At 53.4% G+C, this 19405-nt stretch carries 20 protein-coding genes and 4 tRNA genes; 20 read left to right on the top strand and 4 right to left on the bottom strand.

Going from position 1 to position 19405, the window contains the following annotated elements:
* Window positions 1–30: 30 nt before the first annotated feature.
* Entirely contained in the window at window positions 31–573 is a 543-nt protein-coding gene (ectA, locus tag ACFOMG_RS03475; protein ID WP_376864828.1) for a diaminobutyrate acetyltransferase, read from the bottom strand.
* Between the two features lie 128 nt (window positions 574–701).
* On the opposite strand from ectA, the gene ACFOMG_RS03470 reads away from it, so the two are divergent.
* On the top strand, window positions 702–1139 hold the full coding sequence (locus tag ACFOMG_RS03470) for a chemotaxis protein CheW (protein ID WP_376864827.1): 438 nt from the start codon (window positions 702–704) through the stop codon (window positions 1137–1139).
* An 81-nt stretch (window positions 1140–1220) separates the two neighbouring features.
* On the opposite strand, the gene ACFOMG_RS03465 is transcribed toward ACFOMG_RS03470, so the two are convergent.
* The 3 genes from ACFOMG_RS03465 to ACFOMG_RS03455 form a co-directional block, all read right to left on the bottom strand.
* Window positions 1221–1496, bottom strand: a complete 276-nt coding sequence (locus ACFOMG_RS03465; RefSeq protein WP_376864826.1) for a hypothetical protein — start codon at window positions 1494–1496, stop codon at window positions 1221–1223.
* Entirely contained in the window at window positions 1493–3325 is a 1833-nt protein-coding gene (locus ACFOMG_RS03460) for a Na/Pi cotransporter family protein (protein WP_376864825.1), read from the bottom strand. Before ACFOMG_RS03460 ends, ACFOMG_RS03465 begins: the two co-directional genes overlap by 4 nt.
* A gap of 111 nt (window positions 3326–3436) precedes the next feature.
* Window positions 3437–4429: an adenosine kinase gene (locus tag ACFOMG_RS03455; RefSeq protein WP_376864824.1), complete on the bottom strand. Its 993-nt coding sequence runs from the start codon at window positions 4427–4429 to the stop codon at window positions 3437–3439.
* A 113-nt stretch (window positions 4430–4542) separates the two neighbouring features.
* On the opposite strand from ACFOMG_RS03455, the gene ACFOMG_RS03450 reads away from it, so the two are divergent.
* From ACFOMG_RS03450 to rplL, 19 genes are all read left to right on the top strand, one after another.
* Entirely contained in the window at window positions 4543–5670 is a 1128-nt protein-coding gene (locus tag ACFOMG_RS03450; protein WP_376864823.1) for an ion channel, read from the top strand.
* 142 nt (window positions 5671–5812) lie between these two features.
* On the top strand, window positions 5813–6106 hold the full coding sequence (locus ACFOMG_RS03445) for a hypothetical protein (RefSeq protein ID WP_376864822.1): 294 nt from the start codon (window positions 5813–5815) through the stop codon (window positions 6104–6106).
* 51 nt (window positions 6107–6157) lie between these two features.
* On the top strand, window positions 6158–8314 hold the full coding sequence (locus ACFOMG_RS03440) for a TonB-dependent receptor (RefSeq protein WP_376864821.1): 2157 nt from the start codon (window positions 6158–6160) through the stop codon (window positions 8312–8314).
* 115 nt (window positions 8315–8429) lie between these two features.
* Window positions 8430–10568, top strand: coding sequence for a TonB-dependent siderophore receptor (locus tag ACFOMG_RS03435; RefSeq protein WP_376864820.1), 2139 nt, complete (start codon window positions 8430–8432; stop codon window positions 10566–10568).
* A 69-nt stretch (window positions 10569–10637) separates the two neighbouring features.
* Window positions 10638–11768 (top strand): PepSY-associated TM helix domain-containing protein, encoded by a 1131-nt coding sequence (locus ACFOMG_RS03430; protein ID WP_376864819.1) that lies wholly within the window; start codon window positions 10638–10640, stop codon window positions 11766–11768.
* A 64-nt stretch (window positions 11769–11832) separates the two neighbouring features.
* The gene (birA, locus tag ACFOMG_RS03425; RefSeq protein ID WP_376864818.1) at window positions 11833–12789 is read left to right on the top strand and encodes a bifunctional biotin--[acetyl-CoA-carboxylase] ligase/biotin operon repressor BirA; all 957 of its coding nucleotides are present in this window, start codon (window positions 11833–11835) and stop codon (window positions 12787–12789) included.
* Complete coding sequence (locus ACFOMG_RS03420) at window positions 12770–13507, top strand: type III pantothenate kinase (protein WP_376864817.1); 738 nt, start codon at window positions 12770–12772, stop codon at window positions 13505–13507. The genes birA and ACFOMG_RS03420 overlap by 20 nt, the downstream gene beginning before the upstream one ends.
* The gene (locus ACFOMG_RS03415; RefSeq protein WP_376864816.1) at window positions 13483–14169 is read left to right on the top strand and encodes an SPOR domain-containing protein; all 687 of its coding nucleotides are present in this window, start codon (window positions 13483–13485) and stop codon (window positions 14167–14169) included. Before ACFOMG_RS03420 ends, ACFOMG_RS03415 begins: the two co-directional genes overlap by 25 nt.
* A gap of 72 nt (window positions 14170–14241) precedes the next feature.
* Window positions 14242–14325: transfer RNA gene (locus ACFOMG_RS03410), tRNA-Tyr, on the top strand.
* A 73-nt stretch (window positions 14326–14398) separates the two neighbouring features.
* Window positions 14399–14472: transfer RNA gene (locus tag ACFOMG_RS03405), tRNA-Gly, on the top strand.
* Window positions 14473–14476: 4 nt separating this feature from the next.
* Window positions 14477–14552: transfer RNA gene (locus ACFOMG_RS03400), tRNA-Thr, on the top strand.
* Window positions 14553–14642: 90 nt separating this feature from the next.
* Window positions 14643–15770 carry an elongation factor Tu gene (gene tuf / locus ACFOMG_RS03395; protein ID WP_376864815.1) on the top strand — a complete coding sequence of 376 codons (1128 nt, stop codon included), beginning with the start codon at window positions 14643–14645 and terminating at the stop codon, window positions 15768–15770.
* Window positions 15771–15975: 205 nt separating this feature from the next.
* Window positions 15976–16052 (top strand) — tRNA-Trp (locus ACFOMG_RS03390).
* A gap of 51 nt (window positions 16053–16103) precedes the next feature.
* The gene (secE, locus tag ACFOMG_RS03385) at window positions 16104–16499 is read left to right on the top strand and encodes a preprotein translocase subunit SecE (RefSeq protein ID WP_376864814.1); all 396 of its coding nucleotides are present in this window, start codon (window positions 16104–16106) and stop codon (window positions 16497–16499) included.
* A gap of 11 nt (window positions 16500–16510) precedes the next feature.
* Complete coding sequence (gene nusG, locus ACFOMG_RS03380; RefSeq protein WP_376864813.1) at window positions 16511–17047, top strand: transcription termination/antitermination protein NusG; 537 nt, start codon at window positions 16511–16513, stop codon at window positions 17045–17047.
* 68 nt (window positions 17048–17115) lie between these two features.
* A complete protein-coding gene (rplK, locus tag ACFOMG_RS03375; protein WP_376864812.1) occupies window positions 17116–17550 on the top strand; it encodes a 50S ribosomal protein L11 in 435 nt (144 codons plus the stop codon).
* Window positions 17550–18245 (top strand): 50S ribosomal protein L1, encoded by a 696-nt coding sequence (gene rplA / locus ACFOMG_RS03370; RefSeq protein WP_376864811.1) that lies wholly within the window; start codon window positions 17550–17552, stop codon window positions 18243–18245. The genes rplK and rplA overlap by 1 nt, the downstream gene beginning before the upstream one ends.
* A gap of 210 nt (window positions 18246–18455) precedes the next feature.
* A complete protein-coding gene (gene rplJ, locus ACFOMG_RS03365; RefSeq protein WP_376864810.1) occupies window positions 18456–18950 on the top strand; it encodes a 50S ribosomal protein L10 in 495 nt (164 codons plus the stop codon).
* A 67-nt stretch (window positions 18951–19017) separates the two neighbouring features.
* A complete protein-coding gene (gene rplL, locus ACFOMG_RS03360) occupies window positions 19018–19392 on the top strand; it encodes a 50S ribosomal protein L7/L12 (protein WP_376864809.1) in 375 nt (124 codons plus the stop codon).
* Window positions 19393–19405: the final 13 nt, after the last annotated feature.

The following is a 19405-nucleotide window of genomic DNA, read 5'->3' as shown; positions in this document are numbered from 1 at the left end:
TTCTGGAGAGTGTTTTTAAACGTTTGAAGGTTAAAAAGGACCGATCACGACCAGCTCTTCGCTGTCGTGTACGCCGCCAAAGTGGGCGTCTTTATCGAAAAATGTCTGGCTGTTCAGCGTCGCACCCAGATCCTGTGCCAGTCGCCGGAAGGTGTTCCAGGAAGCCAGGTTGTCGGGGGTGATGGTGGTGTGCAGGTAATGCACATCGCCGATACGACGTAACAGTGTTTCCAGCATCTGAGTTGCCAGGCGTTTGCCACGGAAGTCCGGGTGCACCGCAACCTGCCAGACAAACAAGGTGTCGGGTTGTTCAGGCAGACGGTAACCGGAAATAAATCCTGCCAGCTGGCCATTTGCTTCGGCGGCAATACTGGTGCTGCTGAAGTGGCTGCATTGCAGCAGATTGCAGTACATGGAATTTTCATCCAGTGGTTTGCAGTCCCGTACCAGCTGAAAAACAGCGGCGCCATCAGTGGCATCAGGGCAACGGAAGGTGAAATCGGAAGGGGATTGGGCTTGCTTAGGGTTCGGAGTACGGGTTGGTGTACTAATGTCCGAGCTCGTCGAGTCCATGTAGTGAAGAGAACCGCTTACCGGACGATAACAATGCTGTCCGTTACGCTCTCTTTGTTTGTTTAGAGTACTAAACATATTAGCAATGCTCTAAACTGATTACAACTCTAAATAAATAGGAGGTGGTTTTGCAGCAACAACCCTGGCTTGAGTTTGTCGTGGCGGATGAGCGTTATGCCGTACCTGTCGCGCAGGTGATTGAAATCCTGAGCTGGCGTGAGTGTGACCCGGTGCCGGGCGCCGACATTTTTATCCGTGGCATTATCAATTTTCGCGGCAATATTGTGCCGGTGGTGGATATGCATCAGTGGCTGCATAAAACGCCGCTGACACCGCAGGAAGACTCGAAAATACTGACAATGATGATGGCCGGAGAGATGATTGGTGTAGCGGTGGATGGCGTTGAAGAGCTGATTTATCCGCAGCAGGAGCAACGTGAAAGTATTGTCGATGGTGACAACGGCCTGACCGAAACCTGCTATTACCACGACCGTCTGATTGCTCTGTTTGACTGGCAGTTACTGCAGCGGCTGTTCTATCGGGAGCAGGATGTAGATCCGGAATAATGATTAGATATCTAACCAGATGCTCAGTTATTTTTGTGTGCTGAGGGCCAATCAGGATTGAATGGTTGTTCAGACCTCTAACTATTTCTGGGTTTTTCGGGGTGTTGCTGACCGCTGTTTCAGCTCCCGGGCCAGTAATAAGCCTTTGCGCCGTTTTTGTTGCAGAATGGCGAGTTTCTCCTCCAGTTGTTGTTTTTCTTGTGCCTGATCGCAACTCTGCAACCGCTGCTGCAGTTGACGGGATTTTTGTCTCAGCTGCTTCAGGGTATTCATCAGTTCCGTGTATTGCCGGCGCTGTTCTGACGCTGAGGCATTTAATAACCGCTTCAGACGTTTCAGCAGTTTGCTGCGTTTCATAAGCGACTCTCCGGATCCTGGCTGTTATTGTCGCTGAGCTGCTGGTTAATATCCGACAGTTCGTTATCTTCCAGCCCTAACTTTTCTGTTGTCTGGCCGAGCAGCCATAAACTGCGTGCTGCTTTGAGTAGGTTTTTACTGATGCGGTAGGCGTATTCTTTATCGTTCATCAGTGAGGTGGCCATCACGGCGCTGATTTCATCGCTGCGAATCAGCAGCTCAATCTGCTGATCAAACTCCTGATGGTGGCGATTCGCTAACAACTGCAGGTGTTCCAGCTCCAGTTGCAGCTCGCCCTGGTCCTGATCCTGTTCAAATTGTTTGCCGGCCTGATCAATTTTCAGCAGGGTGTGGGCAATGTCCTGGCGCAACTGCTGATAAGCCCGGGTCATGGCCTGGTTGTTGCCGTTGGCATAATGCAGCAGGTTACGCTGCATATGTTTGGTATCTTTCACCGCTTCAATCAGATGAAAACACGCGACACTGAGCTGGCGTAACTGTTCACTTCGGGCCTGAGGCGCATGCTCGCGGGCCAGACTGATAAAGCGGGTGATGTCGGCGTGCAGGTGTTTCAGTCGCTGGTCGTAGGAATCCTGAATATTGTGGTAGCTGACTTCGTGAGGGTCATTGTCATCCGGCAGCTGCTGCTGGCGAAAATCCGCACTGGCCCAGCCCAGGCCACGAATAATAATATCGCGGCCAAAGCGGTACAGCCGCTTACTCTCCTGACGCGCTGCGTGTAATGAGCCACTGACCGAACTCAGGGCGGCATCATTAAGATATTCCGGCCGTTTGATGTGGCTGCGGGGTTCCGGCAGCCAGGACTGCAGCAACATCACCAGACGGTTGAGCCAGGGCAACATCAATAACACCCCCAGGGTGTTAAACAGGGTATGAAATATCGCCAGTCGCAGGGTGAAATCATCCGCCGCGAGACCTAACCGCGCGGCACACCATTCAACCAGCTGTAATAACTGCGGTAATAACAATAAGGCGGTACAGGCGGTCAGCAGGTTAAACATTAAGTGGCCCAGCGCCAGCTGGCGGCCTGCGTGGTTGGCGCTCAGGCTGCCTAATAACGCGGTGATGGTGGTGCCAATATTGGCACCGATGGCCAGTGCTAAGGCGTCGCTGTAACTGATATGGCCACTGCTGAGGGCTGTCAGGATCAGCACCAGAGTGGCGTGGCTGGACTGCATGATCACGGTGGCTAATAAGCCGATACCGAGATACAACAGGCGGCCATCCCAGCCGTTGCTGTGATACAGGCTGAGATCAACGGCCTGCTGGAATTCGGCAAAACCGGTTTTCATCTGATCGATACCGAGGAATAAAAAACCAATACCCACGAGAATGCGGCCCAGGCCCTGGCTGGTGTTTTTTTGCTGAAACATCAGCGCCACACCAAATACCAGCAGTGGCATGGCATAGCTGGATAATTTAATTTTCAGCCCCAGAGCGGCGACCAGCCAGGCGCCGGTTGTGGTGCCTAAGTTGGCACCAAAAATAATGCCCAGTCCCATGCTTAGGTTGATCAGGCCGGCGGATAAAAAGGAAATGGCCAGCACCGACACCAGAGAGCTGGATTGCATCAGGCTGGTGGTCAGGACGCCGAAGGTCAGCGATTTCCACACCCGGTTGGTGCAATAACGCAGGGTTTTCTCCAGCACTCCGCCGGAAAATACCCGAAAGCCCTGCTCCAGCGATAACATACCAAACAGAAAAATAGCGACCCCGGCGGCGATTTCACGGAAGGCGTTGCTGTTCCATAAAGCCAGTGCCAGCAGGGTAAAAATAACCGGTAAGGTCAGGCGTTTCAGCAGATCCAAAAGGTGCGCTCGGGTGACGGTGATTAATATCAGTTAAGCGCGATCGGCAGGGGGCGGCAAGTTCAGCCTGCCGACCGGAGTCAGCAGGCTGGCAGCACGGATGGTTGTTATTCAGTCCAGCAGTGCTTTCAGTGGCTGATGTTGTTCGGCGTCCAGGCGCGGCCCGAACTGGCTGACGACCTGAGATGATGCGGCGCTGGCGAGGCGGCCGGCGGCGGCAAAATCATAGCCGTGGGTAATGGCGTACAGGAAAGCGCCGGCAAACATATCCCCGGCACCGTTGGAGTCCAGAGCGGTGGTGGGTTGTGGAGCAATCTGATGCAGGGTTTCGCCGTCCCAGGCTAATGCGCCGTTGGCGCCCAGGGTAATGGCGAAGGTGTTGGCAACCTGCTTCAGTGCGGCGACGGCGTCGTCGAGGTTATCGCGGTCGCTGAACAGGCGGGCTTCCTGTTCGTTGCAGAATAATAAATCCACTCCGCTGCCAATCATTTCGGTCAGGCCGTCTTTAAAAAACTGCACCATGGCCGGATCCGAGAAGGTCAGAGCGGTTTTAACACCTTGCTGGCGGGCCTGCTGTAACACTTCGATAGCGGCGGCGCGGGAGGTGTCGGATGTTACCAGATAGCCTTCGACATAGACGTATTGGGAGTTCTGCAGTGCGGCGCTGTTGATGTGTTTTTTATCCAGATCGGAGGTGATGCCCAGATAGGTGTTCATGGTGCGCTCGGCATCTGCGGTCACCATCACCAGGCATTTGCCGGTGATGCCCTGATCGCGTTCGCCGTCCATATTGGTATCCACACCGGCGGCTTTCAGGTCGGCGACGTAAAAATCACCGGCTTCATCGGCGGCGACATTACAGCTGTAAAAGGTTTTAGCACCAAAATAGCTGGCACCAATGATGGTGTTGGCAGCGCTGCCGCCACAGGCCCGTTTTTTCAGGCCGTAGTCGCTGGTTAAGGTGTCCAGCAGGCTGTGCAGCTGATCCTGTTCAATCAGGGTCATCATGCCTTTTTCGATACCGGCTTTGGCGAAGAACTCATCGCCCACTTCAAATTCTTTATCAACCAGGGCGTTGCCGATGCCGTAGATATGGTAAGTCATGGGTTATCTCTGTAACGGATTAAAAGCTGCCGGCAGTGTATCCGCCTGAGGCAACAGATCAAGTCGGGATACAAAGCGGTGACGCCGGGCGTCAGGCTGCTATGATAGCGGCCATGAACAAGGTAACCCGTTTTATTCGTCAGCATCAGCGTGTCCGCCATGCGGTGTATCAGACCGACGCCAATATTCGTCGGGCGGTGTTGCGTACCGCGCTGATTCTGGGCTCGATTATCGCTCTGCATATCGCCGCCATGGTGTGGTTCGAAGGTATGTCGCCCTGGTCGGCGTTATGGCTGACGTTAACCACCATTACAACGGTGGGTTACGGCGACTTATCAGCCGCCACGCCAGAAGGGCAGTTTGCCACTGTGATGCTGATGTACGTTTGCGGGATTACCCTGATGACGTTTCTGATCAGCGATTATGTTGATTTTCGTATTGCACGGCGGGAACGTATCCGCACCGGACACTGGGACTGGAACATGGCAGAACATATCCTCATCATCAATTCGCCGAAATATAACCACGAGGCGTATTTCCTGCGCCTGATCGGCCAGATTCGCGAAAGTGGCGAATATCCGGATACGCCGATCATGTTGCTGAATGAAGAGTTTCAGGATGGTCTGCCCGATAGTCTGCGCCAGCTGGGTGTGGTGCATGTGACCGGTTCGGCCAGCCGGCCGGACGATCTGAAGCAGGCCGGTGCTGAACGCGCGCGCCATATTGTGGTGTTGTCGCGGGATGAATATTCCACCGACAGCGACAGCTTTACCTTTGATGTTGCCCATCGTCTGTACAGCCTGCATCTGAGCCATAAAGTGATGGCGGAATGTGTTGATGATGCCAATCGCGAACGGCTGAAAGCGCTGGATATTCCGGTGATTCTGCGGCCAATCCGTTCCTATCCGGAAATCGTGGTGCGTGCCATGGTGTCGCCGGGTGCCGAACAGGTAATTGAAGATATGTTTACCCACGCCGACGACCACACCGTGCGTTTCCCGGTGTGGCTCGAAGGTGAACGCTGGGCGGATGTGGTGAACGCTGTGATTCAGGCCAACCTGGGCACACCACTGGCGTATGTCACCAAAGAAGGGGAGGTGATCAAGCATCCGGACGGTGATCATCATGTTCATGCCCAGTCGCTGATTATGCTGGTGCATACCGAACGTACTCCTTGTGTGCGTGATGTGCAGCGGGCGATTGAGGTGCACTTTAATAAAGAAATTAAAGATCTGGTGTAGCGTTGCGCGCTGTTCCGGTTATCTGTCATCGCGCTGTCATAAGCGCCTGTCTTAATGGTCGGCTGGCCCGTTTGTGTATTTACTTGTCAGCGGCCAGCTTGAGATACTGTGTAATCTTATAACGTTCAGTCAGTCGCCGTTTATGCCGTTTCGTCGTCGTTCATCCTGGTTAGCTTTGCTGCTGTGTACCTTAATGGTGCTGGTGGCCAGTGGTCAGAGTGTGCATGAACAACTGGCGGGTCACGCTTTTTCTGAACAGTGTGACTACTGCCTGCAGGCACTGGATCCCAGTGCTCTGGTACCGCCGCTGTTGATTGCCCTGCCGGCGGTATTACTTGATCTGGCACCGCAGGTGCTGTTGCTTGTATTTGTTCCCCGCCGTTTGTTGCTGACCGGCTCCCCGCGTGCCCCTCCGGTGGTTGCTGCTGCGCAGTAATCCATAGGTTCCAACAATAAATTATCTGATCTGTCACCGGAGACAATCTTCATGCGTATTCGTATGCTGGCGCTGGCTGTTGCTGCTGCGCCCTTCACCCCAGTTATGGCCGACAACAACGCCAGTGAACTCGACACTGTGCGGGTAACCGCAACCCCAACCAACCAGTCTCAGGCTGAATTAGTGCAACCGGCGCTGGTGTTAAGTGGTGAGCAGCTGGATCGGCAGCGGGCTGATTCGTTAGGCGAAACCCTGGCACAGCAACCCGGTGTCAGCAGTTCCAGCTTTGGTGCGGCGGTGGGCCGTCCGGTGATCCGGGGTTTAGGTGGTGCACGGGTTAAGGTACTGCAATCCGGTATGGAAGCGATGGATGCTTCATCGGTCAGTCCGGATCATGCGGTAGCGGTTCATACGCACGGCGCCCGACAGATTGAAGTGTTGCGTGGTCCGGCAACCCTGCTTTACGGCAATGGTGCATTTGGCGGTGTTGTGAATGTGGTCGACGACCGGGTACCTCATGCTGATGATCATGACGGCAGTGAAACTCAGCTGCGCCTGGGTGTTAACAGCGTGAATGATGGACGCGAACTGGCCATCCGTCACGAAGGTAAACAGCAGCGCTGGCACTGGCATCTGGATGCCGCAGCCAGTCGCAGTGATGATTACCGTATCCCGGCGGAGGCCGGAGAAATTCATCGCGAAGCGGATGGTGAAACGGAGAAACACGATGCGGAAGGTAAACGGCTGGATAACAGTGACATCGAAGACAACCGGCAGCTGACGCTGGGTGGCAGTTATGAATTGGGAGGTGGCAGCCATATTGGCCTGGCGGCCAGTTATCTGGAAAGTGCGTTTGGTTTGCCGGGACACGGACATGCGGAAGAGCATGAAGAGGCCGGCGCGGCGGAGGAGCATCAGGAAGAAGGTCCGGCACGGGTCGATCTGCAACAAAGCCGGATTGATCTGGATGCCCTGATTATGCGGCCTTTTACGGCGGCACAATCGTTAAATGTGCAGCTGGCGGTAACCGACTACGAGCACAGCGAAGGCCACGAAGAGGTGCATGACGAAGCGCAGCAGGCGGACGCCGGGCACGAAGAACATGCGCCCACCACCTTCAGTAATCAGGCTCAGGATCTGCGTCTGGAACTGGTGCTGGAACCATGGGCGGGTGTCAGTCATGTGTTCGGCACACAGCTGACAAACAAACAATTTTCCGCCATTGGTGGTGAAGCACTGGTGCCGGAAACGGACAGCCAGGATCTGGCGTTGTTCTGGCTGGCAGAAACACAGTGGCGCGATACCACGCTGGAGTTGGGGGCGCGGCTGGATGCCGTCAGTCATGATCCTGACCAACCGGGTTCTGTCGCAGCTGAATGTGGTTTCAGCAGCCGGGATGTGAATCATAAAGCGTTTACCAATCACAGCCTGTCGCTCGGTTTAATTCATAATCTCGGCCACGGCTGGCAGCTGGCCGGCTCGCTGACGTCGGCCCAGCGGGCCCCGGCGGTGGAGGAGTTGTTTTCCTGTGGCGCACATGAATCGACGCTGAGTTATGACATCGGTAATCCTGAGCTGAAAGAAGAGCAGGCGCTCAACGTTGATCTTTCATTGCGTAAAAACAGTGGCCGGTTCACCACCGGGCTGAGTGTTTACCAGAATCAGATTGATGATTTTATCTATCAGAATGCGGTTGTGGAGAACGGAGCGTTATTGCAACTGGAGGAGCTGCAGGCGTATCAGTTCCAGCAGCAGCAGGCGACGTTAACCGGTGCTGAGCTGCAAATGGCTTACGATCTGGCGGATTACTGGCAACTGACCGCGATGGCTGACAGCGTGCGTGGAAAACTGAAAAATGGCGATTATCTGCCACGCCTGCCGGCTGACCGGGTGGCGCTGGGGGTGAATTTTGAATCACTCAACTGGAGCGCTTTTGCTCAGCACATGCTGGTGGCGAAGCAGGACCGGCTGGCCAGTTTTGGTCGCGCGACGGATGGCAGCGAACTACAGGAGAGCGCGACTGACAGTTATCAGCAGTTGAGTGCCGGAGTGAGTTATCGCATCAGCTCAGCAGCGGCGGAATACCGTATTGATCTGAGCGGCACCAATCTGCTGAACCAAGATATCCGCTATCACTCATCCTTTGTGAAAGACCGGGTGGCACAGCCAGGTCGTGGTGTACGGCTGGGTCTGACTGCCAGATTCTGATCGCTGGCTTTTTAATAATGCGGTTGATACATATTATCATTCAGTATTGTAAATGATAATGGTTCTATATAGCATCCCATGCCCCGGAGTTGCCGGGGTTTATTTGGGGGAAGCTATGAACAAACACGCCTTAACCTGTCGGAGCTCTCTGGCAGCTATGATGTTAATTGCGGTTCCTGCGATTGCTGAGGAACCGGTTGAAGATCTCGACACCATCACGGTAACGGCCGGACAGGATTCCGGTTATCGGGTAACGGCCAGCAGCACAGCTACCGGGCTGGATCAGGATATTCGTCATACGCCACAGTCGGTATCGGTGGTCAGCCGTGCCCAGCTGGATGATTTTGCTTTGCTGAATGTTAACGATGTACTGAACAGCGCAGCGGGTGTGACGGTGGAAAAACCGGAAACCGACCGGGTGTATTACACCTCACGCGGCTTTAAGGTCACTAATTTCCAGAACGACGGTGTTGGCATGCCGCTGACCCACGATAATGTTTACGGCGATATCGATACCGCGATTTATGAGCGGGTTGAAATCCTGCGCGGCGCGAATGCTTTGCGTGCCGGTCTGGGCGACCCGTCAGCCACGGTGAATCTGATCCGCAAACGGCCGACGGCCGACGAGGGAGGAGAAGTGGTGCTCAGCGGTGGTTCCTGGGGAACGTATCGCCTGCAGGCCGATGCTTCGGTGCGTGGCAATCAGGATACAACGGCGGCACGGGCGGTGGTGGCCGAGCAGGATGGTGATTCTTACCTCGATCGTTATGGCGTAAAAAAACGAATTGCTTACGGCGTGCTGGAGCAACAACTGGCACCAAGCACGTTATTGACTGTCGGGCTGAATCAGCAGTGGACCTGGGCCGATGGCCCGTTGTGGGGAGCGCTGCCGATGTACGACAGCAACGGCAAACAACTGGAGTACGATGTGTCCACCAGTTCTGCCGCAGACTGGACCTTCTTTAATACCCGTTCACGTCAGGCTTTTGCCGAACTTAATCATGGTTTCCGTAATGGCTGGAGCCTGAAGGCAACCTACAGCTACCTGTACTCATCCACTGACAGCAATCTGTTTTATGTTGCCGGTATACCGGACGCAGATACCGGAGTGGGTGTGAAAGGCGCTTATGCCAGCGAATACAACTTTCAGGAAAGTCACCGGGTGGGCGACCTGTTGTTATCCGGGCCATTCCGCCTGGCAGGTCGCAGCCATGAGTTTATGGCCGGGCTGAATATTGCCAAAGTACGGGTTGCGGATGAATCTATTTATGATCAGGCGACCGTTACCGGTGCCGGTCCGGATATCGATGTGCCAACCTTCGATGGCGACTATGCCAAGCCGGTATTTAATGTGCCGGGTGGCGGTGGTTTCTGGAATGATAAACAGCGTGCTTTTTATTCCGCTGCACGTTTCAGCCTGACAGACAGCGTGACCCTGATTAGCGGTGGGCGGTTAAGCAACTGGAAATCACAAGGCGCCAGTTACGGTAAAGCGCGCAACACGGCCCACAATAATGTGTTTACCCCTTATGTTGGCCTGACCTGGGATATGCTGGAGAACCTGACGCTGTACTCCAGCTGGACCGAAACCTTTGCGCCACAAAAAGAGCAGGACCAGCAGGGCGAGCGGCTCGATCCGAAGCAAAGTGTTAACTACGAGCTGGGTCTGAAGGCGGAAAACAGTGATCAGACGTTGCGTGGCTCGGTGGCTGTGTTCCGTTCGTTACAGGATAACGTTGCCGTGGCAACCGGGGAAAAAATTCCGGGGACCACCAAAGATGCGTACCGCGCTGATGATGGGGTTAAAACCCTAGGCTATGAAGCTGAACTGGTGGGCGCACCGCTGGATAATCTGGAGCTGAGCCTGTCTTATACCGACCTGGAAATCCGCGATGCGGATAACCGTCTGACCCAGACCTATATCCCGCAGAAAATGGTACGTGCTGCCAGCAGCTGGCGGGTATCCGGGCTGGAGCAGCTGAAGCTGGGCGCCAGTGTCAGCTGGCAGGACGATATTTATCGTGAGCAGGGCGTTGTTGCCAGTGGCCCGAACAGCGGTGACACCATTGTCACCCGTCAGGATGCCTACACGCTGGTTAATCTGATGGCCAGTTATGATATTACGCCACAGCTGAAAGCCGCGCTGAATGTCAAAAACCTGACCAACGAAAAATACCTCAACAGTCTGTCTTGGGCGCAGGCCTATTATGCGGCACCGCGCAATTATATGGCGTCGCTGAGCTGGCAGTTCTGATTTATTTAACACGCAACAGCTAAAAACCACAGCCTCCGGGCTGTGGTTTTTGCGTTCCGGAGAAAAGTTATGAAAAAGCGCCAATGGCTGATGAAAATTCATACCTGGCTCGGGCTGGTGGCTCTGGTGCCGCTGTTGATCAGCTGTTTTACCGGTGCCCTGCTGGTTTTTAAATACGAAATTGATGCTCTGCTGCGTGACGATATGGTGCAGGTTGATGTGTTGGAGCAGCGCCTGGAGCTGGATGAATTACGCCGCCGGATTAATCAGCAGTTACCCGATTACGAAATCAGCGGCTGGGTATTATTTCAGCAGCCCGAGCGGGCGGATGTGGTTTACCTGATTCCGCAGGGCGGGCATGAATGGCACCATGTCTATGTCGATGGTTACCGCGGAGAGATCTTATCGCCCCCGGCCCTGGCAACCAGCTACTTTACCGACTGGTTGCTGGAGCTGCACTACACCTTGTTGCTGGATCATGTGGGGTTGCTGATTTCAGCCATCGCCTCGTCACTGCTGTTGTTACTCGGTCTCAGTGGTTTATTTATTTATCGTCGCTTCTGGAAAAACCTGCTGCGGCTGCGGTTAACTGCAGCGCGCACCACTATGTATGTCGATACCCATTCCAGTTTCGGTATGACGCTGGCTCCGGTATTTCTGATACTGGGTTTTACCGGCGCGTACTGGAATATTATGCATCTGGTTCAGGAGGGGCTGGTGCATGATGACAGTGCTGAATATCACCTGCAGGGGCGGCTGTATAACGATGAGTTGTCATTCGACCGCTTGCAGCAACAGGCGGAAGCGGCCATCGACGGCTTCAGGGCGACGTATATTTCTTTGCCTTATAACCCGCAGCGGCCGTTTGTGTTTTATGGCGATGTGTCTGCCGCCAACCCGCTGCTGAGTCAGTACGCCAACCAGGTGACGTTTGATGCGCAGAGTGGCGAGTTGCTCGATCGTCGTGACATACGCAACCAGGGTGTATTGGTGAAGATCGATGACAGTTTCCGGCGCTTGCACTTCGGTGACTTTGGCGGTGTGCTGGTGAAGCTGATCTGGTGTTTATCCGGACTGGTGGCGTTATGGCTGGGTTATACCGGTGTGTCAGTGTGGTGGAGCAAACAATCCGCCAAGCGTCGCGCCAGGCAAAAACGCGCGGCCCGTCAGGTGGATCCGGAGGTGGCTGTTAACCGTTAATCCGTCGCCGGTTGTCTTCTTTTGATATAGTTTCCCCAGAGATATGTCTGGGTGGGAGGCAACCGTGTTAAATCAATTATTAAACCTGCTGGCTGATGGTCAGTTTCATTCCGGTGAAGAGCTGGGTGAACGTTTGGGTGTCTCCCGGGCGGCGGTGTGGAAGCAGCTGAAAAAACTGGATGAACTGGATATTCCTTATTCATCGGTTAAAGGCAAAGGTTACCGCTTACACGATGAAATTGAACTGCTGCAGCCGGAGCAAATCCGCATGCAGCTCAGTCAGCGACTCGATATTCTCGAAGTGCTGCTGGATGTTGATTCCACCAACTCTTACCTGTTCCAGAAAGCCTCCGATCATATGGGCAAACGTTATGCGGTTATGGCTGAAAAGCAGGCCGCCGGGCGTGGTCGCCGTGGTCGTCAGTGGGTCAGTCCGTTCGGTAAAAATATCTATCTGTCGTTATTGGTGTCTTTTTCCGGCGGCATTGCCGCACTGGAAGGCCTGAGCCTGGTAACCGCTATTGCGGTTGAGCGGGCGCTGGTCAAGCTGGGGATTGATGGCATTGGCCTGAAGTGGCCTAACGACGTGTATGCCGATGGTAAAAAACTGGCGGGCATTCTGCTGGAAGTAACCGGTGAATATAATAGTCACTGTCAGGTGGTTATTGGTGTTGGCCTGAACTTATCGCTGAGTGATAAAGATGCGGAAGATATTGGTCAGCCCTGGGCTGCGCTGAAAACCATCCGCCCGGAGTTGTCGCGTAATCAGGTGGCCGCTGTGTTGCTGGATGAATTATTGCAGGCGGTGGATGAATTCCAGAAACAGGGCTTTGCGCCGTATCAGCAGTACTGGTCGGAGCGCGATATTTTCCACCATCAGGAAGTCGTCATTCTTGGTGGCGGTGAGGAAAAGCGCGGCGTGGTAAAAGGCGTGAACCGCAAAGGCGAGCTGATGTTGCACAGCGATAAAGGCATGGAAGTGGTGATGGCCGGAGAGATCAGTGTTCGTCCTGTATCTTGATATCGGTAACAGCCGGATTAAATGGGCCTATCGCGCGGCCGGTGGCCAGTGGTGCAGTGGCGGTTGCAGCGAAGCGGAGCTGGCCGGACTCAAGTGGCCGCAGTCTCCTGAGCGGGTAGTGGTGTCCTGTGTGCGCTCGCACCCGGAGCTGCAACAGCAACTGCAGCAGCGCTTTGCTGAGCGGCTGACCTGGTTGTCGGCACCGCTGCCAGGCTACCCGCATTTTGTTCATTGTTACTCAGACAGCCAGCGTCTGGGGGTCGATCGCTGGCTGGCGATGTTGGGGGCCGCCCGTCACTGTTGTGACGATGTGCTGGTTATTGATGCCGGAACCGCGCTGACGCTTGATTTGCTGAATAAACAGCATCACCATCTCGGTGGCTGGATCGTTGCTGGCCTGCAGCTGGCCCAGCGGGCTTTATTCAGCCAGACCGAACGGGTTAACCCTTATGCCGATGAGGCTGAAAGTGCCGGTACTCTGCCGGGTCAGGATACGCTCGGTTGTGTCAGTGCCGGGGCGCGCCGTCAGGCATTAGCTCTGGTGGCTTCGGTGTTGGCGGATTATCCGCAGCACCGGGTGTATATCTGTGGTGGTGATGGCGAGTGGCTGGTGCGGGAGCTTGAGCTCACCGGTATGGCGGATGTGGAGATACATCACGCGCCTCATTTGATTTTTGATGGTATGGAATCCTTATGCGCTGGATCTTTTTTGCTTTAGTGTTTGCCAACCTGTTGCTGTTGGGTGTGTTCTGGCAGCAACAGACGCTGGCGCCCCAGCCGGTGCCGGGACAGATAGAAGTCCCGGACGACAGCCGGCGCTTGCAGCTGGTATCTGAGCTGGAGCAGCCGTTACAGGCACTGCGTCTGCCTGCCGGACGTAAGTCTGAGGTGCGTCCGATGTGTTACGTTGCCGGCCCTTATAACGATGAACTGGATGCCCGGCATTTATTGGCCCGTGCTGAAGCGCTGGGCCTTGATGGCCGCATTAACCGGGTTGAGGTGGCAACAGAAGAGCCGTCGGAGTATTGGGTGCATGTGCCGCCGCGCAGCAGTCGGGCAGAAGCGATGCGTATTCTGAAAGAGCTGCAGCAGCGTAAAATTGATTCTTACATTATTACTCAGGGCGATCTGGCTGAAGGTGTGTCGCTGGGGTTGTTCCGCAATAAAACCTCCGCCTACGGACTGCAGGAAAAAGTGGATGGCTTTGGTATTCCGGTCGATGTGCGGGTGATGCATAAGTCAGAGCAGGAATATTGGGCCGAGATCGATCAGGTCTCTCAGCTTAACGATAAGATGCGTGAACGCATCCGTGCCGGCGATGCCAATATCAGCTGGCAGCAGGTGGCCTGTGGTGTTTCAGCCCCGGCAAACACAAAATAAGATAAGTTAATAAAAAATAAGAAAAAAGTTGTTGACAGGGATGCGTCTGGCTCATATAGTACGCGCCACTTCGGTGGGGTTCCCGAGCGGCCAAAGGGATCAGACTGTAAATCTGACGCGAAAGCTTCGCTGGTTCGAATCCAGCCCCCACCACCATCTTTTGATAGCTGTCGGAACGGCTATTGGAGCAAGCAGGTAGGCTTGGTCGTTTGAACCTACTTGTAGGATTGCGGGTATAGTTCAATGGTAGAACCTTAGCCTTCCAAGCTAATGATGCGGGTTCGATTCCCGCTACCCGCTCCAGTTTGCTGATATAGCTCAGTCGGTAGAGCGCATCCTTGGTAAGGATGAGGTCGGCAGTTCGAATCTGCCTATCAGCACCATTATTTAAAACATAAAGGTAGACCGTTGGTCTGCCTTTTTGTGTATGTGATTAAGACAACTGTTAAACCTCAACTGAAGAGAATTGAGTCATGGCAAAGGAAACGTTTGAGCGCTCCAAACCGCACGTAAACGTAGGCACCATCGGTCACGTTGACCATGGTAAAACCACTCTGACTGCAGCGCTGACCCGCGTATGTGCAGAAGTATGGGGCGGCGAACTGGTTGCCTTTGAAGGTATCGACAACGCACCGGAAGAGCGTGAGCGTGGTATCACCATCTCAACTTCCCACGTTGAATACGAATCCCCAAGCCGTCACTACGCACACGTAGACTGCCCTGGACACGCCGACTATGTGAAAAACATGATCACCGGTGCGGCTCAGATGGACGGCGCTATCCTGGTATGTGGTTCTACTGACGGCCCAATGCCTCAGACGCGTGAGCACATCCTGCTGTCTCGTCAGGTTGGTGTACCTTACATCGTGGTATTCCTGAACAAAGCAGACCTGCTGGCTGAAGACTGCGGTGGCGCAGACTCCGAAGAATACGCAGAGATGCTGGAGNGCCAGGACGACAACGAAATGGGTACTACCGCGGTTAAGAAGCTGGTAGAAACTCTGGACGAATACATCCCAGAGCCAGAGCGTGCGATCGACGGCGACTTCATTATGCCAATCGAAGACGTATTCTCTATCCAGGGTCGTGGTACCGTTGTTACCGGTCGTGTTGAGCGCGGTATCGTACGCACTGGTGAAGAAGTTGCGATCATTGGTATCAAAGAGACCACCACCACTACTTGTACTGGTGTTGAGATGTTCCGTAAGATCCTGGACGAAGGCCGTGCCGGTGAGAACGTTGGTGTTCTGCTGCGTGGTACTAAGCGTGACGAAGTTGAACGTGGTCAGGTTCTGGCGAAGCCAGGTTCGATCACTCCGCACACCAAGTTCAAGTCTGAAGTATACGTACTGGGCAAAGACGAAGGTGGCCGTCACACGCCATTCTTCAAAGGTTACCGTCCACAGTTCTACTTCCGTACCACTGACGTGACCGGTGCTGTTGAGCTGCCAGAAGGCGTTGAAATGGTTATGCCAGGTGACAACGTAACTCTGGCGGTTGAGCTGATCGCACCAATCGCGATGGACGAAGGTCTGCGCTTTGCGATCCGTGAAGGCGGTCGTACTGTTGGTGCTGGCGTTGTGGCAAGCATCATCGAATAAGTTGCTCCTGGTCCGGCCGATATTTCGGTCGGATCGGTGTAATGTGTTGGGTTGGTCGGTTGCGAATGGGCTGATCATCCCGGTTGTTTTCATCGCTGGTTGGTGAAAAACGACAAAACCTAAAAAATTCTTGATTTATCAAGAGTAAGCACTTGATTAATAAAAAGGTTGCTGTATATTACAGCGCCCTAATTGAGTGAACTTTAGGCCAGTAGTTCCAATTGGCAGAACGGCGGATTCCAAATCCGCATGTTGGGGGTTCGAATCCCTCCTGGCCTGCCAACATTCCTAAATGGCAGCTTCGGCTGCCTTTTTTGGCTTCAGGGAATTGTGATGAGTACCGAAAGCAAAGCAAGTAAATCGCCTCTTGATATCGTTAAGTGGTTGCTGGCGATCGCCTTTTTTGCCGCCGCAGTGGTGGGTAATTACATGGCGCCAGGGCTGTATCAGGAAGCATACGAAGCGGAATTGCCGCTGCTGTATCAGGTTCTTGGTGTTGTATTGCTGATGCTGTTGTCTGCGGGCATTGCGCTGACATCATCTCAGGGTCAGGCATTCTTACAGTTGCTGAAAGAGGCTAATGTTGAGCGACGCAAGGTAGTATGGCCGACGCGTCAGGAAACGACTCAAACCACGATGATTGTCGTGGTTGTTGTGTTTGTGATGGCTTTAATTCTGTGGGGTATGGATTCTCTGCTGGGTTGGCTGGTGTCCTTGATCGTAGGCTGAGGTAAATCGATATGGCAAAGCGCTGGTATGTGGTACACGCCTACTCGGGCTACGAAAAGCGTGTGCAGAACACCCTGAAAGAGCGTATTGAACTGCATGAAATGCAGGATCAGTTTGGTGATGTTCTGGTTCCGACCGAAGAAGTGGTCGAAGTGCGTGATGGCAAGAAGCGTAAGAGCGAGCGTAAGTTCTATCCGGGCTACGTTCTTGTGCAGATGGAAATGAACGATGATACGTGGCACCTGGTTAAGCAGACGCCGCGTGTTATGGGTTTTATCGGCGGAACTGCTGATAAACCAGCGCCAATTACTGAACGTGAAGCGGATGCGATTCTGCAGCGGGTTCAGGATGGTGCAGAAAAACCGACCCACAAAACTATCTACGAGCCGGGTGAAGTGGTTCGTGTTATTGATGGTCCGTTCGCCGACTTTAATGGCGTTGTGGAAAGTGTGGATTATGAAAAATCCCGCTTACAGGTTGCGGTAACTATTTTTGGGCGTTCTACCCCGGTTGAGCTTGAGTTTACTCAGGTAGAAAAATCGGCGTAAGCGCAACTAGGTGTCCACCTTCGGGTGGTCGGGAAGCCGTCAGGCGTTATACCCATTTGGAGTAAATCATGGCTAAGAAAGTCGAAGCTTATATCAAGCTGCAGGTTGGTGCTGGTAAAGCAAACCCAAGTCCCCCGGTAGGTCCGGCCCTGGGTCAGCACGGTCTGAACATTATGGAGTTCTGTAAAGCGTTTAACGCACAGACTCAAAGCATGGAAGCCGGTGCACCTGTGCCAGTGATCATCACTGTGTACAACGACCGTTCTTTCTCTTTCGAGATCAAAACTCCACCGGCTGCCTTCCTGCTGCGTAAAGCGGCTGGCATCCAGAAAGGTTCTGGTCGTCCGAACACTGAGAAAGTGGGTACGGTAAACCGCGCTCAGCTGGAAGAAATTGCTGAAGTTAAGATGAAAGACCTGACCGCTGCTGATATGGACGCTGCTGTGCGTACTATCGCAGGTTCTGCTCGTGCAATGGGTCTGAACGTGGAAGGAGTTGAGTAATGGCTAAGCTGACTAAGCGCCAAAAGCTGATCGCTGAAAAAGTAGAAGCTGGCAAAGTTTACTCTGTAGAAGAAGCGGTTGAAGTACTGGCTTCTCTGCCTGCTGCAAAATTTAAAGAGTCTGTTGATGTTGCTGTAAACCTCGGCATCGACGCTCGTAAATCTGACCAGAACGTACGTAGCTCTACTGTACTGCCAAACGGCACCGGTAAAACTATGCGTGTTGCTGTTTTCACTCAGGGTGCTAACGCTGATGCGGCTAAAGAAGCCGGCGCAGACGAAGTTGGCATGGACGAGCTGGCAGCAAAAATGAAGGAAGGCGATCTGAACTTTGACGTTGTGATCGCATCTCCTGACGCAATGCGTGTTGTTGGTCAGCTGGGTCAGGTTCTGGGTCCTCGTGGCCTGATGCCAAACCCGAAAGTTGGTACTGTAACTCCGGACGTTGCAACTGCGGTTAAAAACGCAAAAGCAGGTCAGGTTCGTTACCGTAACGACAAAAACGGTATTATTCACACCACAATCGGTAAAGTTGATTTCACTGCTGACGCACTGAAAGAAAACCTGACTGCATTGCTGGCTGATCTGAAAAAAGCCAAACCTTCTTCCGCCAAAGGCGTATTCATGAAGAAAGTGACCCTGTCTACCACTATGGGTCCTGGTTTGACTGTTGATCACTCTGCTTTAGACATCTAAGCAGACGATCAAAACCATCTTTGGGGTTGCTGCCGGCAGCGTTCAAACACGCTGACCGGTGGTAACTGTCAAAGACCGCAGGTGTGAGGAAACATTGCTTTCCGAACTTAATTGATTACCTGCGTAGATAGTGTGTGGCCCCTTCAGAATTCTGAATTGTCACACCGAGACTGGCTCATAAGAGCTCAATTTAACTTGTAGGAGTTAATCGTGGCCTTAGGACTCGAAGATAAGAAGGCGATTGTCGCCGAAGTCCAGGAAGCAGCTCAAGGTGCTCTTTCTGCTGTTGTTGCCGACTCACGTGGCGTCACAGTAGAAGCCATGACCGCTCTGCGTAAAGAAGCGCGTGAAGCCGGTGTTTGGATGAAAGTTGTCCGTAACACCCTGGCCCGTCGTGCTGTTGAAGGTACTGACTACGAGTGTCTGAAAGACTCTCTGGTTGGCCCGACTTTGATCGCATTTAACACTGAGCACCCAGGTGCAGCAGCTCGTATTTTTAAAGAGTTTGCCAAAGGTAATGATGCGTTCGAACTGAAAGCCGGTGCCTTCGAAGGTGAAGTGGTAGACGTTAACATGCTGGCAAGCCTGCCAACATACGACGAAGCTATCGCGAAACTGATGAGCGTCATGAAAGAAGCATCCGCTGGCAAGCTGGTACGTACCATTGCTGCTATCCGCGACCAAAAAGAATCAGAAGCTGCTTAATATCTAGCACCTTCTTAAACGATTTAACGAGCTATTTAAAAGCTCCTTTAAATTTAGGAATTGTCTCATGTCTCTGACAAAAGAAGATATCATCAATGCTGTAGCTGAAATGTCTGTAAAAGACGTTGTTGAGCTGATCGAAGCGATGGAAGAAAAATTCGGCGTTAGTGCAGCTGCTGCAGTAGTTGCTGGCGGTGCAGCTGGCGGCGACGCTGGCGGTGCAGAAGAGCAAACCGAATTCGACGTAATCCTGAGCGCTGCAGGCGACAAGAAAGTTAACGTGATCAAAGCTGTTCGCGGTCTGACTGGTCTGGGCCTGAAAGAAGCTAAAGCAATCGTTGACGGCGCTCCTGCTGCTGTTAAAGAAGGCGTTTCTAAAGAAGACGCTGAAGCCGCTAAAGAAGAGCTGGAAGCAGCTGGCGCGGTTGTTGAAGTTAAGTGATTTGCGCATTATT

It is taken from the genome of Bacterioplanoides pacificum, from assembly GCF_042648445.1.
Classification (GTDB): domain Bacteria; phylum Pseudomonadota; class Gammaproteobacteria; order Pseudomonadales; family Oceanobacteraceae; genus Bacterioplanoides; species Bacterioplanoides pacificum.
The sequence above is the reverse complement of the archived record's forward strand: the minus strand, read 5'-3'. Positions and strand labels throughout refer to the sequence as shown.

Bases quoted from the DNA above. Each gene is read 5' to 3' on its own strand.
- secE (WP_376864814.1), top strand. From the start codon at position 16,104: ATGAGTACCGAAAGCAAAGCAAGTAAATCGCCTCTTGATATCGTTAAG.
- rplK (WP_376864812.1), top strand. From the start codon at position 17,116: ATGGCTAAGAAAGTCGAAGCTTATATCAAGCTGCAGGTTGGTGCTGGT.
- ACFOMG_RS03465 (WP_376864826.1), bottom strand. From the start codon at position 1,496: ATGAAACGCAGCAAACTGCTGAAACGTCTGAAGCGGTTATTAAATGCC.
- ACFOMG_RS03430 (WP_376864819.1), top strand. From the start codon at position 10,638: ATGAAAAAGCGCCAATGGCTGATGAAAATTCATACCTGGCTCGGGCTG.
- ACFOMG_RS03455 (WP_376864824.1), bottom strand. From the start codon at position 4,429: ATGACTTACCATATCTACGGCATCGGCAACGCCCTGGTTGATAAAGAA.
- ACFOMG_RS03445 (WP_376864822.1), top strand. From the start codon at position 5,813: ATGCCGTTTCGTCGTCGTTCATCCTGGTTAGCTTTGCTGCTGTGTACC.
- ACFOMG_RS03440 (WP_376864821.1), top strand. From the start codon at position 6,158: ATGCGTATTCGTATGCTGGCGCTGGCTGTTGCTGCTGCGCCCTTCACC.
- rplL (WP_376864809.1), top strand. From the start codon at position 19,018: ATGTCTCTGACAAAAGAAGATATCATCAATGCTGTAGCTGAAATGTCT.
- nusG (WP_376864813.1), top strand. From the start codon at position 16,511: ATGGCAAAGCGCTGGTATGTGGTACACGCCTACTCGGGCTACGAAAAG.
- ACFOMG_RS03435 (WP_376864820.1), top strand. From the start codon at position 8,430: ATGAACAAACACGCCTTAACCTGTCGGAGCTCTCTGGCAGCTATGATG.
- rplA (WP_376864811.1), top strand. From the start codon at position 17,550: ATGGCTAAGCTGACTAAGCGCCAAAAGCTGATCGCTGAAAAAGTAGAA.
- ACFOMG_RS03450 (WP_376864823.1), top strand. From the start codon at position 4,543: ATGAACAAGGTAACCCGTTTTATTCGTCAGCATCAGCGTGTCCGCCAT.
- ectA (WP_376864828.1), bottom strand. From the start codon at position 573: ATGGACTCGACGAGCTCGGACATTAGTACACCAACCCGTACTCCGAAC.
- ACFOMG_RS03415 (WP_376864816.1), top strand. From the start codon at position 13,483: ATGCGCTGGATCTTTTTTGCTTTAGTGTTTGCCAACCTGTTGCTGTTG.